12 protein-coding genes are annotated in these 13,814 nt (G+C 64.9%); 2 read left to right on the top strand and 10 right to left on the bottom strand.

The window, feature by feature from the left end; translation table 11 throughout:
• Nucleotides 1–12: 12 nt before the first annotated feature.
• From ABGX75_RS00715 to ABGX75_RS00695, 5 genes are all read right to left on the bottom strand, one after another.
• Nucleotides 13–1,434: an FAD-binding oxidoreductase gene (locus ABGX75_RS00715; RefSeq protein ID WP_347411197.1), complete on the bottom strand. Its 1,422-nt coding sequence runs from the start codon at nt 1,432–1,434 to the stop codon at nt 13–15.
• A 34-nt stretch (nt 1,435–1,468) separates the two neighbouring features.
• Nucleotides 1,469–2,725 carry a TRAP transporter large permease gene (locus tag ABGX75_RS00710; protein WP_110062334.1) on the bottom strand — a complete coding sequence of 419 codons (1,257 nt, stop codon included), beginning with the start codon at nt 2,723–2,725 and terminating at the stop codon, nt 1,469–1,471.
• Nucleotides 2,722–3,204, bottom strand: a complete 483-nt coding sequence (locus ABGX75_RS00705; protein WP_011507044.1) for a TRAP transporter small permease — start codon at nt 3,202–3,204, stop codon at nt 2,722–2,724. The genes ABGX75_RS00710 and ABGX75_RS00705 overlap by 4 nt, the downstream gene beginning before the upstream one ends.
• An 80-nt stretch (nt 3,205–3,284) precedes the next feature.
• Nucleotides 3,285–4,349 carry a TRAP transporter substrate-binding protein gene (locus ABGX75_RS00700; protein WP_347411198.1) on the bottom strand — a complete coding sequence of 355 codons (1,065 nt, stop codon included), beginning with the start codon at nt 4,347–4,349 and terminating at the stop codon, nt 3,285–3,287.
• A gap of 206 nt (nt 4,350–4,555) precedes the next feature.
• Entirely contained in the window at nt 4,556–5,872 is a 1,317-nt protein-coding gene (locus ABGX75_RS00695; RefSeq protein WP_287123937.1) for an L-fuconate dehydratase, read from the bottom strand.
• Between the two features lie 267 nt (nt 5,873–6,139).
• Here ABGX75_RS00695 and ABGX75_RS00690 point away from each other — a divergent pair, with 267 nt between their 5' ends.
• Together ABGX75_RS00690 and ABGX75_RS00685 are read left to right on the top strand one after the other, a co-directional pair.
• Entirely contained in the window at nt 6,140–7,672 is a 1,533-nt protein-coding gene (locus tag ABGX75_RS00690) for an altronate dehydratase family protein (protein WP_224114523.1), read from the top strand.
• Between the two features lie 73 nt (nt 7,673–7,745).
• On the top strand, nt 7,746–8,714 hold the full coding sequence (locus ABGX75_RS00685; protein WP_347411199.1) for a GntR family transcriptional regulator: 969 nt from the start codon (nt 7,746–7,748) through the stop codon (nt 8,712–8,714).
• 39 nt (nt 8,715–8,753) lie between these two features.
• On the opposite strand, the gene ABGX75_RS00680 is transcribed toward ABGX75_RS00685, so the two are convergent.
• Genes ABGX75_RS00680 through ABGX75_RS00660 form a run of 5 tightly spaced genes read right to left on the bottom strand, consistent with a single transcriptional unit; the run spans nt 8,754 to nt 13,760 of the window.
• Nucleotides 8,754–9,695, bottom strand: coding sequence for an NAD(P)-dependent oxidoreductase (locus tag ABGX75_RS00680; RefSeq protein ID WP_347411200.1), 942 nt, complete (start codon nt 9,693–9,695; stop codon nt 8,754–8,756).
• A 20-nt stretch (nt 9,696–9,715) separates the two neighbouring features.
• Nucleotides 9,716–10,783 (bottom strand): Ldh family oxidoreductase, encoded by a 1,068-nt coding sequence (locus ABGX75_RS00675; RefSeq protein WP_035412782.1) that lies wholly within the window; start codon nt 10,781–10,783, stop codon nt 9,716–9,718.
• Nucleotides 10,780–12,294, bottom strand: a complete 1,515-nt coding sequence (locus ABGX75_RS00670; protein ID WP_035412785.1) for a tripartite tricarboxylate transporter permease — start codon at nt 12,292–12,294, stop codon at nt 10,780–10,782. Before ABGX75_RS00670 ends, ABGX75_RS00675 begins: the two co-directional genes overlap by 4 nt.
• Before the next feature lie 7 nt (nt 12,295–12,301).
• Nucleotides 12,302–12,769, bottom strand: a complete 468-nt coding sequence (locus ABGX75_RS00665) for a tripartite tricarboxylate transporter TctB family protein (protein ID WP_011507052.1) — start codon at nt 12,767–12,769, stop codon at nt 12,302–12,304.
• Nucleotides 12,770–12,782: 13 nt separating this feature from the next.
• Complete coding sequence (locus ABGX75_RS00660) at nt 12,783–13,760, bottom strand: tripartite tricarboxylate transporter substrate binding protein (RefSeq protein ID WP_035412787.1); 978 nt, start codon at nt 13,758–13,760, stop codon at nt 12,783–12,785.
• Nucleotides 13,761–13,814: the final 54 nt, after the last annotated feature.

The following is a 13,814-nucleotide window of genomic DNA, read 5'->3' as shown; positions in this document are numbered from 1 at the left end:
AGGGGGTGGAAGTTAGCGGGGCAGGATGCGTCCGGCGGCCATCAGCCCGTGGGGGTCGAACAACCGCTTGAGACCGCTGAGCAGGCTGTACTCCAGTTCTCCGAGGTCCTCGAGGAACGGTGCCTGCTTGACGCGGCCGATGCCGTGCTCGGCACTGATGCTGCCGTGATGCGCGTCCACCAGGTCGAACAGCAGCGTTTCCAGCTCATGCAGCAGGGTCTTCTTGGCCTCGAGGTCGAGCGCCGGCGGCGGCAACAGGTTGAAATGGAGATTGCCGTCGCCGATGTGACCGTAGGCGATGATCTGCGTGTCCGGCGAGCGCTGTGCCACGGCGTGACTGGCGGCCTCGAAGAACGCGGTCAGGCCCGAGATGGGCAGCGAAACGTCGGTGCGCAGGTGCTCGCCGCGCATTTGCTGACCTTCCAGCATGCTTTCGCGGATCTGCCATAGCTGGGCGGCCTGTGCCTCGCTGCTGGCAAGCACGCCGTCAAGCACGTGCTCCTGTTCGGCGCCGGTCTCGAAGAGGTGCTCGATCATGGCGTCGAGATCCACCGGGCCGCTGGCCGAGACCTCCAGCAGCACATAGACCGGATGCGCCTCGTCCAGCGGGTCGGGCAGGTCGGGTGCCGCCTCGAAGGCCAGTTCCATGCATACCCGGGGAATCAGCTCGAAGGCCGACAGCAAGTCGCAACAGCTGCGTCGCGCCTGGCCGTACAGCGCCAGAGCCGAGGCAATGTCGGGGACGGCGATCAGCGCGGTGCGACTCGTCTGTGGACGCGGAGCGAGCTTGAGCACTGCGCCAGTGACGATGCCCAGCGTGCCCTCGGCACCGATGAACAGCTGCTTGAGATCGTAGCCGCGATTGTCCTTGTGCAAGGCGTGCATGCCGTTCCACAGACGACCGTCGGGCAGCACCACCTCGAGGCCCAGCACCAGCTGACGCATCATGCCGTAGCGCAGCACGTTGAGGCCACCGGCGTTGGTGGAGACGTTGCCGCCGATCTGGCAGCTTCCCTGCGCGCCGAGGGCGAGCGGAAAGTAGCAATCCGCGGCCTCGGCGGCGTCCTTGACGGTCTGCAGGATGCAGCCGCTGTCGACGCTCATGCTGAAGTTGATGGGGTCGATGTGGCGGATCCTGTTGAGCCGTTCGAGGCTGATCAGGAGTTCGCGACACTCGGCATCGGGCTGCGCGCCGCCCACCAGGCCGGAATGGCCGCCCTGCGCCACCATGGGAATGCGATGGCGGTGGCAGAAGGCGACGATGTCGGCGACCTGTTCCGGGGTGCCGGGGCGGGCGACCATCCAGGGGTCGCTGCCCTTGTCGCCCGCCCAGTCGGTGGTGTAGCGGCCGAACTCCGCGGGGTCGTCGATGACCCCGCCGGCGCCCAGCAGCTCGGTCAGGAAATGATGTAGCTCGGTGGTGTCGATCGGCATCGTGTCGTCTCGTTGTCCTTTCGTGTCACTCATGTCACTTGTACCAGAGCACCAGGCCCGGGAAGGCAAGGAAGGCGATGAGCAGCAGGATGAGCGTCAGGTAATAGGGCATCAGGCTCTTGACCAGGTCTTCCAGGCTCACCTTGCCGACGCCGCACCCGACGTAGAGCACGGTGCCCACCGGTGGCGTGATCAGGCCGATCCCCAGGATGAACGACATCATGACGCCGAAGTAGACCGGGTCGATGCCGAGCTTGACCACCACCGGGGTCATCAAGGGCGCCAGGATGACCATGGCCGGCGTCAGGTCCATGAAGAAGCCGACGATGAGCAGGAACAGCATCAGCACGCCCAGGATGATGTACTTGTTCTGCGAGAGCTCGGCGAGCATGACCACGATCTGCTGGGGCACCAGGTTGGCGGTGAGCAGCCACGCCAGCACGCTGGCGAAGGCCAGCAACAGCAGCACCACGCCGGTCAGACGGCCGGTGGAGATACACAGCTCGAAGAAGCCTTTGAGACTCAGGCTGCGATACACGAACATCGACACGCCCAGTGCGTAGAGCAGGGCGACGGCGGCGCTTTCGGTCGGCGTGAACACGCCGCTGAGAATGCCGCCGACGATGATGATCGGCAGAAGCAGCGCGAGTACGGAATCCTTGAGGGCGGCCAGCAGCTCCTGGAAGTCGAAGGGCTGTGCGGCGCCGGTCTTCTTGGATTGAAGGTAGGTGGCCATTGCCAGCCCGATGGTGATCAGGATGCCCGGCACGATCCCCGCCATGAACAGCTGCGAAATCGAGGTGCCGGTCACGACCCCGAACAGGATCATCGGAATCGAGGGCGGAATGATGATGCCCACTACCGAGGCAGCGACGACGATGGCGGTCGCGCGGGGCCCCGAGTAGCCGTGCTGCTTCATGGGGTTGATCATCATGCTGCCCACGGCGGAGGCGTCTGCCACGGCGGAGCCGCTGATGCCGCCGAAGAACATCGATGTCAGCACGGTGACCTGACCCAGGCCGCCGGCGACGAAGCCGACCATGGCGCTGGCCAGGCGGACCAGGCGCTTGGCGATGCCGCCCGAGCTCATCACCTCGCCGACCAGGATGAACAGCGGAATGGCCAGCAGGGGAAAGGAGTCGAGCCCGTTCACGGCCTGCGAGACCAGGGTCGTCAGGCCGTAATCGGCGTAGAAGAAGATGAACAGGCAGATCGCGGCCAGGCCGAACGAGATCGGCATGCCGATCACGATGCAGGCGAACAGGCCCAAGAGAATGCTCCACAGGATCATGCCGCACCTCGTTTGAACACGTTGTAGAGGAAAATGCTGTTGCCGATGACGGTCAGTACCGCCATGACCACCATGGCGCTATAGAGCACGGTCTTGGGAATTCCCAGGAAGGGCGTCGAGCTCACGTAGCCTGAAATGATGCCGTCGAAACCGACGAAGATGCTGATGCAGACCGCATAGATGATCAGCGCCGACACCAGTCCGAAGATTTTCTTCAGGGTCGGGCTCGCTTTGTCCTTGAAAAGCGTCACGGCGACGTGCTCGTTGGTCAGGCTGGCGATACCGGCACCCAGCAGCACCATCCAGATGAAGAACAGCCGCGAGATCTCGGCGGCCCAGGCAAAGGAGTAGCTGAACAGGAAGCGACCGAAGACATTCATCGAAACGGTGATGACCACGCCGACGACGAGGAGCCCGATGATGATGTCCAAGCTTCTGATCAGTTTGTTCAAGTAGGCGTTACCCGAACGTGACTTCATGAAGCCTCCAGGGAAGGAGCTTGCGTATTGATACTAAGCGGGGAAGACCGCCATTGGCCTTCCCCGCGGGCTTGAAGGTCTTACTCTTGCGCTTGTTCCACCTGGGCGCGGATATCGTCGATCAGCTCACCGCCGATCTGGTCGCGCCAGTCTTCATACACCGGCTCCAGCTTGTCCTGGAAGACCTTGACCTGCTCCGGCGTCAGCTCGGTGATCTGCATGCCGGAATCCTTCAGATCCTGCTTGATCTGATCGTTCAGCGTGCGGCTCACTTCGCGCTGGTAGTCGCCCATCTGGGTTGCGGCGTCACGCAGCAGCTGCTGGTAGTCTTCCGGCAGACGGTTCCAGAAACGCGCGGAGACCAGCGTGATGAACGGTGTGTAGACGTGGTTGGTTTCGGTGGCGTAGTCCTGCACCTCGTTGAACTTGGAGGATTCGATGGTGATCCACGGATTTTCCTGACCGTCGACGACCCCTTGCTCGAGCGCCGTGAACAGCTCCGCGAAGGACATCGGCGTCGGGTTGGCCCCCAGGGTGCGCCAGATATCCAGGTGGAGGTCGTTCTCCATGGTACGGATCTTCAGGCCGTCGAGGTCCGCCGGCTCCTCGACCGGGTGCTGGCTGTTGGTCAGCTGACGGTAACCGTTTTCACCCCAGCCGATCGCCACCAGGCCTTGCGAGGACGCGTCCTCGAGCATCTGCTGGCCGATCTCGCCGTCGAGTACCGCATCCGCCATTTCAGGCTGCGGGAAGAGGAAGGGGAGGTCGAACACCGCGAATTCCGGGAACATGTTCACCAGCGGAGACGTCGACGGCATGGTCATTTCCAGCGTGCCCGACTGGAGCGCACTGGTGGCCTGGCGGTCATCGCCCAACTGGGCGCCCGGGAACAGTTCGACCTGAATGTTGCCGTCGCTGCGTTGTTCGACGATCTTCTCGAAATATTCGAGGCCGCGGTATTGCGCGCCGGATTCCGTGGTGCCGATGCTGAACTTGATCTTGAAATTGCCGTCGGCCTCGACCTTCTCACCTGTGACCTCCGGCAGCGGAGGCATTTCGGTCGCCGCAGAGGCGCTGAACGCGGTCAAGCCGAGAACGGCGCCGCCCACGACGGAAACGAAGCGTGTCGTTGTGGTTGTTGTCATCCTGTCCTCCTGGAACTGATGGTAGTGCTGGCATGTGTGTCACTTATGACACCGGTATCATCGCGATCCCCGGCCTCTTGGCGAGTCGATCCGGGAGTCGCGCGATTCCCTTCGGCAGACGCCGTGTCTGCTCTTGGTCATCTTAATGTTGAACATACACCGAGATGCCTGCCGATGAGACTTCATCGTTAGTCGTAGACGGCCTCTCAATTTTCCGCCGAACCCTCCTGCCAGGCCGCGCCGTCGGGGTACTGATGACGCTCGAGCGCGTCGTCATGCAGGGTGATGCTGTAGCCCGGCGCCTCGGGCACCTGGTAGCGTCCTTGCCGGATCCGTACCGGATCGACGAAGTGCTCGTGGAGATGGTCGACGTATTCCAGAATGCGGCCGTCCAGCGAGCCGGAGACTGCGATGTAATCGAACAGCGAGATGTGCTGGGTGTACTCGCACAGGCCCACGCCGCCGCCGTGCGGGCAGATGGGAACGTCGTACTTGGCGGCCAGAAGCGTGACGATGATCACTTCGTTGAGCCCGCCGAGACGCGCGGCATCGAGCTGACAATAGTCGATGGCACCGGCCTGCAGGAGTTGCTTGAACATCACCCGGTTGTGGCAGTGCTCGCCGGTGGCGACGCCGATGGGGGCCAGGCGGCGGCGAATCTCGGCATGCCCGAGGATATCGTCCGGGCTGGTGGGCTCCTCGATCCACAGCGGATCGAATTCCGCCAGGTCGCGCATGTTGGCGACGGCTTCGTCGACTTCCCACATCTGGTTGGCGTCCATCATCAGCGCCCGTTCCCAGCCGATTTCCTCGCGCAGGATGCGCGCGCGCTGGCGGTCTTCCTCGAGGTTGCCGCCGACCTTCTGCTTGAAGTGCGTCCAGCCCTCGGCCAGAGCTTCGCGCGCCAGGCGGCGCATCTTGTCCTCGGAATAGCCGAGCCAGCCGGCGGAGGTGGTATAGCCGGGATAGCCCTCGGCGCGCATGTGCGCTTCGCGCTCTGCCTTGCCGGCTTCGCGACGCTTGAGCAGGCCGATGGCTTCCTGCGGGGTCAGGGCGTCGGTGACGAAGCGGAAATCCAGGCAGCGGACCAGCTGCTCGGGCGTCATGTCCACCAGCAGCTTCCAGACCGGCTTGCCTTCTCGCTTCGCCCACAGGTCCCACACGGCATTGACGATGGCGGCCGAGGCCAGGTGCATGACGCCTTTTTCCGGTCCCAGCCAGCGCAATTGGCTGTCGCCGCTGGTGAGATCGCGCCAGAACGTGCCCATGTCGGCGGTGATGGTCTCGAGATCGCGACCCACGATGCGCGACGCCAGGGCCTCGACGGCCATGACGCAGACATCGTTGCCGCGCCCGATGGTGAAGGTCAGCCCGTGCCCCTGGAGGCCGTCGTCGGCGTCGGTGGTGAGCGTGACGTAGGTGGCCGAGTAATCCGGTGCCTCGTTCATGGCGTCAGAGCCGTCGAGCTGGCGTGACGTGGGGAAGCGGATGTCGCGTGCTTGCAGGTGGGTAATCGTGGTCATGCCTGTCGTCCTGATGGTGGGAGCGGCCTGTGCCGCGTTCACGAGTGGTTCTCGGAGTCAGGCTACGGCGAATCGATAATAACGTGCCAATCGCAATTTTGTTGTGCTGATTCTTTCTGGTTATCGCAATGCAGCGGGGACTTGCAATGCCAGGGAGACACCGCCAAAGTTATAATTGAACATTGTGTGCAATATTCAATATTGTGACGTTAGTCGAATCCGCGCCCTTCGCGCACGCCCTGACGGTCAACGGTTACCGAGGTCATTATGCAGCTCATCAATACGACGCCGCCGGTCATCCGGCTCAACGATGCCGACAACGTGGGGGTCGCGACCCGGGCCCTGCCACAGGGGCTGCCGCTGGACGGCGACGGCGAGCGGGTGGCGCGTCACAACATCGATGCCGGTCACAAGGTCGCCCTGACGGCCATCGCCACGGGCGACGCCATCATCAAGTACGGCCAGGTCATCGGGCGGGCGAGCCGCGACATCGACGTCGGCGAGCACGTGCACACCCATAACGTGGCCATGCTCGAGCGGGACACGACGCTGACGGACTTTCAGCCGTTCCCGCGTTCGCCGACGCAAGACTCCGATCGCACCTTCATGGGCTACCATCGGCCGAACGGCCAGGTCGGGACCCGCAATTACATCGGTATACTGTCGACGGTGAACTGCTCGGCGACCGTGGCCAAGGTGGCCGCGGAGCAGCTCAATGCCAATCCCGAGATCGAGGCCCTCGGCTTCGACGGCGTGGTGCCCATCACGCATGGCTCGGGATGCGCGATGAACACCGAATCCGAAGGCTTCGCGTTCCTCGAACGGGTGATCGCGGGCTATGCACGGCATCCCAACTTCGCGTTGGTGGTGATCATCGGCCTGGGATGCGAAACCAACCAGGTCAAGCAGCTGGTGGAAAGCGCCGGGTTGAGCGACGAGCGTCGCCTGGCCTATTTCAACATCCAGCAGGTCGGCGGTACCCGGGCCAGCATCGGCAAGGCCTACGAGCAAGTGCTCGACATGGCGCGCGCACATGGGCGCGACGAGCGCCGTCCCGCGTCGCTCAAGCACTTGAGCGTGGCCCTGCAGTGCGGCGGTTCCGACGGATATTCGGGGATCACCGCGAACCCCGCCCTGGGCCACGCCGCCGACTTGATCGTGCGTCACGGCGGCAGCGCCATCCTGAGCGAAACGCCGGAAATCTACGGCGCCGAGCACCTCCTGCTGGACCGCGCGGTGGACGTGGAGGTGGCGCGCAAGCTGCTGGCGCGGATCGCCTGGTGGAAGCACTATACCGAGATCAACGGCGCCGAGCTCAACAACAATCCGTCGCCCGGCAACAAGGCCGGCGGCCTATCGACCATCCTCGAGAAGTCTCTGGGTGCCGTGGCCAAGGGCGGCGCCTCGAGCCTGAACGACGTGCTCGAATACGCCGAGCCGCTCAAGGTCCCCGGGTTCAACTTCATGGACAGCCCCGGGTACGATCCGGCCTCGGTCACCGGTCAGATCGCCTCCGGTGCCACCCTGGTGTGCTTCACCACGGGACGGGGGTCGGTCTCCGGCTTCAAGCCGGCGCCGTGTCTCAAGCTGGCCACCAACACGGCCATGTATGAGACCATGCACGAGGACATGGACATCAACTGCGGCGCCATCATCGATGGCGAGATGAGCGTGGAGGCCATGGGCGAGGCGATTTTCGAGAAGATTCTCGCGGTCGCCTCCGGCGAGGCGAGTGCCAGCGAGTCGCTGGGCTATGGCAGCAACGAATTCGTGCCGTGGATGGTCGGCGCCATCACCTGAGTGCCGTGTCCCTCGGTGCCGAAGCCGTACGAGAAGACGCAGGGAAGACAGTCCAGGAGGAAAAGACAGCCCCATGGCCAGATCGCTGAAAGAGCAGCTCTACCGGGTGTTGCGTGACGCCATCGACGCCGGACGTCTCGAGCCCGGACTGGTCCTGCTGGAAGGGCATATCGCTGAGCATTTCGGCATGAGTCGTTCGCCGGTGAGGCAGACGCTGTCGCGGTTGCATGAGGAGGGAGCGATTTGCCGTTTCGAGGGGCGCGGTTATCAGGTCGGGCCGCGCCCGGGCGAGATCGTGAGGCGTTCGCTGGGGGCGGGAGATTTCAGTGCCTCGCGCATCGAGCGCACGGATACCTGGCGAACGTTCGCGGAGGGCGTGGAACGCGATGTGGTGCTGTGCTCGATGAAAGGTCGCTTCGAGCTCAACGAGCTGCAGCTGGCGCGGGCGCTGTCGGTCAGTCGCTCCCTGACGCACCGCATCCTGCTCTATCTGCAGAGCATCGGCGTGGTGGAAAAGGTCAAGTACAGCAGCTGGACGGTCGTTCCCCTGGACGATGCACGACTGCGCGACCTGTATCAGGCGCGTCGCCAGCTGGAGCCGTACATGATGACGCGCGCCGCCAAGGCGCTCGAGGAAGCCGAAATACGCCGCTATCTCCAGCGTCTGGACGATGCCGCGCGTGCCTACCCCCAGGTGCCCAGTGCGCGCCTCGACGCCCTGGAGAACGACCTGCACCATGAAGCGCTCGCACGTGGCAACAACGCCGAGATCATGACCATGCTGCAGCGCACGCGGCCGATCCTGCTGATCAGCAAGCACCTGTTGGGGTCGTCGATCGCGCTGCCCAGCGTGGCGCCGTTCTTCGACGAACACCGCCACGTGTTCGACAAGGCGCTGGCGCGTGACGGCAGGGCGGCGGGGCGTGCCCTCGACGAGCACCTGGCCCGCTCGGAAGCGCAGGTGCAGGCACGCCTGAGCGACTTCCGCGAGGCCGGCGCGATCGACGTGCCGGACTATCTGCGCGAGGTCGCGCCTTCCTGAGTGCGCGACAAAACAAACGCCTGGAGGGCTCGGTGTCGATCAGCCCGGGCGCTCGCCGTTGCGCCGGCGCAGCTCGCGGATCAGCGCGCTGTGGTCCAGGTCGCCGTTCGCCACCAGGTCGCCGAACAGGCCGTCCACCAGCCGCGACACGGGCAGGTCCAGTGCCAGGTCGTCGGCGAGCGCCTGCGCGGTTTGCGTATCCTTCCATTGCCACTTGGCCGGGCCGCCGGGACGGAAGTCCTCGTCGAGCATGCGTTCGCCGTGCACCTGCAGGATCGTCGAGTCGGCGAAGCCGCCCATCAAGGCCTCGCGCACCTTGCGGGGATCGGCGCCGCCGCGTTCGGCGAGCAGCAAGGCTTCGGCGACGGTGGCAATGGTATTGGCGACGATGGACTGGTTGGCGAGCTTGGCGAGTTGCCCGCTGCCGGCGGGTCCCACATGGACGGCACGGCCCAGCGGGGCGAACAGGTTCCGGTGACGCTCGAACGTGGCCGGATCGCCGCCGACCATGATGGCCAGGGTGCCGTCGATGGCGCCGCGTTCGCCGCCGGAGACCGGCGCGTCCAGATAGCCGATGCCACGGGCCTTGGCCGCCTGCGCCTGCCGCTGGGCGGTATCGACCGGGATGGAACTCATGACCACCAGGGTGGCATGCGGGACCATGTGGGCGATCACGCCCTCGGGGCCCAGCAGGATGTCGTCGCATACCGGACCCGAGCTGAGCATGACCACGACGATGTCGGCGCCGGCGACGTCACGCGGATTGTCGGCGATGTCGATGCCGTGCGCGGTCAGGGCCTGGGCCTTGGCGTTGCTGCGGTTCCAGGCGCGCACCGCGTAGCCCGCCTCCGCCAGGCGGCGGGCCATCGGCGCTCCCATGAGCCCGGTACCGATGACGCCGATCGTGGTCGTGTCCTGCATGTCGCGATCCTCCCGCGCTGTCGTGTCGTCTTTGTCGTGCCCCGTCGCACGGTTGCTCATGAGCCCGGTCGTCGATTCGGTCACAGCCCTAGGGAGCGGCTCAGGTCACCCTCCGCCAGGGAGGAGCCGGCCACGGCCTCGCGCAGGGCGTCGACGACGTCGCCGGGCAGCGGGATGCCGTCGCGCAGATAGCGCTGACGCTTCGCCAGGCCCGACTGGCCGGGGAGACGCACCGGGACCTCGGGGTCGACGCGCTCGGAGTCGAGGCATTGCCGGGCGAGGAAGTCGGTTTCATCCAGGAAGGCCTGCGTGCCGCCGAAGCGTGCCGGGTCGATGACCATCACCGTGGCCGAGGCGCCCCATTGCGTGGGGGCGTCCTTGCGTCCAAAGCCGCCGAGCGCCGAGGTCAGCGCCTCGACCATCAGGCCCAGGGCGAACCCCTTGTGGCCGAAGGCCTGGCCGCCGAGGGGCAGGATGCTGCCGGGCGGCGTGGTGAAGAAGTCCTCGGGGTCGTCGCTGACCGTGCCCCGGTTGGTGAGGATGGCGGGGTGTGCGAGCTTGCCGCCCTCGGCGCGGGTCTTGTTGACGGTGCCGTTGGTGATGCTCGACATGCTGACATCGATCAGCAGCGGATGTTCGCGTCCCGGAATGCCGATCGCCAGCGGGTCCGGCGTGTACACCGGCGTGGTGCCGCCGTAGGGCGCCACCGAGGCCACCGCGGGGTCGGAACTGAGCACGATGGGGACCAGACCCTGCTCGACGAGCGGGCGCAGGTAGGCCGCCAGACAGGCGATATGATGCGAACGCTTGAGCGTGACGATGCCGATGCCGAAACCGTCGGCCGCCTGACGCGCATGCGCCAGGGCCCGCGTCACGAGATACGGCCCCAGCACGTAGTGCCCGTCGATCGTGGCGGCGACGGGGCTGCTTTCCGTGAGCGCCAGTTGCCGGTGATCGCCGCAGGCATTGCCGGCCCTGAGATCGTTGAGGTAGCCCTTGGCCAGCTTGACGCCGTGGGTGTGATGACCGAGCAGGTCACCCTCGACGAGTATCGAGGCGGTGGTCTCGGCGACCTCCGCCGTGGCGCCGGCCTCCGTGAAGAGCGCGGTCAGCAGGTCGGTCAGGGGAGTGGACGCGTAAAGGGTCATGGAGTCCTCGGCGATTGGTCACGAGAGGCGCCGCAGTAGCGACGATAGAGGCGAACGAACAGCGGCAGCAGCCAGATCAGGATGACCATGATGCCCAGGCCCGCACTGATCGGGCGCGAGAAGAAGCTCAGCAGGTCGCCGTTGCTCTTGAGCATCGAGCTCATGAAGTTGTTTTCCAGCGTGCCGCCCAGCACCAGGCCCAGAATGGCAGGGGCCATGGGGAAGTCGTTGCGTGCCAGGATGAAGGCCACCAGGCCGATGATCAGCATGATCCACACATCGGTGATGGCGTTGTTGATGGCGAAGGCACCCACGATGCAGAAGCACAGGATGATCGGCATCAACACCTTGCGCGGGGTCAGGATGAACACCTTGGCCGAGCGAATGGCGATGTAGCCGATGGGCAGCATGATCAGGTTGGCGATGAAGAACACCGTGAACAGGGCGTATACCAGCCCGCCGCCCTCCATGAAGATGGTGGGGCCGGGGTTCATGCCCTTCATGTACAGCACGCCGATGACGATGGCAGTGATCGAGTCGCCGGGGATACCGAAGACCAGCGCGGGCACCCAGGCGCCGCTGATGCCGGAGTTGTTGGCCGAGCTGGCATCGACGATGCCCTCGATGTGCCCGGTGCCGTAGGCGTCCCGGTTCTTCGAGCGGCTCTTGCCCATGGCATAGGAGATCCACGCCGCGATGTCCGCGCCCGCGCCGGGCAGGGCACCGATCAGCGTGCCGGTCGAACTCCCGCGCAGCAGGTTGCGCCAGTAGCGCTTGAGATGCTGGGGGACGCTGCCGAAGACCTTGTCCTTGTGCACGGCGGGGACGTTGCGCCCCTCGTTGCTCGAGCCGTAGAACATCATCAGCTCATTGAGCGCGAACATGCCGATCATCACCGGAATGAAATTGACACCGGCCATCAAGTCCGGAATGCCGAACGTGAAGCGCGGCGCGCCGCTCATCATGTCGAGGCCGACGGTGGAAAGCAGCAGGCCCACCAGCAGCGACAGGAAGGCCTTGGTCTTGGAACCGATGGAGATGAAGATCGAGCAGCTAAGACCCAGCAGCGCCAGCCAGAAATACTCGAACGAACTGAACTTCAGCGCGACCTCGGCCAGTGAGGGCGACACGAAGACAAGCACCAGGGTGCCGAACAGACCGCCGAAGATCGAGCACACCAGGTTGGTGCCCAGCGTTTCCCGCGCTCGCCCTTGTCGCGCGAGCTGATGCGACTCGCCGACGTAGGCGGCCGACGCGGGGGTGCCGGGGATATTGAGATAGGTGCCGGGAATGTCGCCGGCGAATATCGCCATCGCCGAGGTGGTCACGATGGCCGCGATGGCGGGGGTGGGGTCCATGTAGAAGGTGATGGGCACCAGCAGCGCCACGGCCATGGTCGCGGTCAACCCGGGCACGGCGCCCACGAAGACCCCGAAAATGGCCGCGGCGGCGATGACGAGCAGCGTCTGAAAATTGAAGACCAGCGTCAGGCCTTGCAGGAATGCATCCATGGCTTACTTACCCCCAGAGGCTCAGCAATCCCTCGGGGAGGGGAATGAGCAGGTAGCGAGAGAACACCAGGTCGATGACCAGTGCCGCGACGATGGAGATCCCGAGCGCGAGAATGGGCGAGGTGCGCCGTGCGAGCATCATGACGAACATGATCACGGCCAGGCACAGCATGGTCCCCAGCCATTCGCTTGCCAGGATGTAGAAGACGATGGCCAGCGCGGGCAGCAGGGAGAGCAGCAGATTGCGCATGCGCTCCGGGGCCGGTCGCCAGGCGATGCCGTGCGCGATGCCCTTGAGCGCCCCACCATGACTGATCGCAAGGATCAGCCCGCCGATCATGAACCCTCCCCCGATGAGAGAGGGAAACAGTGAGGGCCCGTACTGCAGGCTCGGCATGGTGGGGAACCCCTGGGCCACGACATAGACGATGGCACCCGCCGCCATGAACGCGAGGCCGAGCATGAAGTCTTTCATCGTGGCCTCCGGGTTACTTGGCCAGGCCGACTTGTTCGACGATCTCGCCGAAGCGCTCATCCATGTCGGCCATCAGTTGACCGAAGTCCTCGGCGTTGCGCCACTCGGTGCCGAACCCTTGCTTGGCCATGAAACCCTGATAGGTGTCGCTGTTGTAGGCGGCTTCCAGGGCGTCTTCCAGGGTGGCGACGATCTCGGGGTCCATGCCCTTGGGACCGGCGATGCCGCGCCACTCACCGATCTGGTAGTCGCTGCCGATGGCTTCCTGAACCGTGGGCACGTCCGGGAAGCTGTCGATGCGCTCGGGAGCCATGACCCCCAGGCTCTTGGCGCGGCCGGACTCGATCATCGAACGCCCCTCGGGGACCGAGCTCGGCACGATGTCGATGCCACCGGCGGCGAGCTCGGTCATGGCAGGGGCCGCCCCTTGGCTGGGAATCCAGGTGACCCGGTCGGGTTCCATGCCCTGATCCATCAGAAAGCCGGCGAAGGCCAGGTGCCAGACGCCGCCCTGGCCGGTGCCGGAGGCGTTGAAGGTGCCCTTGGGTTCATCGCGCACGGTCTGCACCAGGTCCTCGAGATCGCCGAAGGGACCGTCGGTGGCGACCTGGACGCCCGCGTAGTCGTAGTTGATCTGGGCGATGGGGGTGTAGTCGCGGTAGGTGAGATCGGTGAGGCCCTGCCAGTGCATCATGTTGATCTCGCCCGTGACCAGCCCGAGCGTGTACCCGTCCGGATTGGCGTTGGCGATGGCGCTATGGCCCACCACGCCGCTGCCCCCCGTGCGGTTGACGACGTTGATGGTTTCCCCGAGCTCTTCTTCCATCGCCTTGGCGATGGTGCGTGCGGTGGCGTCGGTGCCGCCGCCGGCGGCCCAGGGGACGATGATGGTGATGGGTTTTTCCGGATACTCGGCGAAGGCCGGGCCGGCGATGGCGGTCAGCAGTACGGCGGTGCTGGCGAGGAGCGTTTTGTTGTGACGTTTGAGCATGATCGATCCTTGTTATTGGTGTGTCATGAAGCATGACGTCTAGCGGTATGCATC

The sequence above is a fragment of the Chromohalobacter sp. genome, from assembly GCF_039830575.1.
In the GTDB taxonomy this organism is placed as follows: Bacteria; Pseudomonadota; Gammaproteobacteria; order Pseudomonadales; family Halomonadaceae; genus Chromohalobacter; species Chromohalobacter israelensis.
The sequence above is the reverse complement of the archived record's forward strand: the minus strand, read 5'-3'. Positions and strand labels throughout refer to the sequence as shown.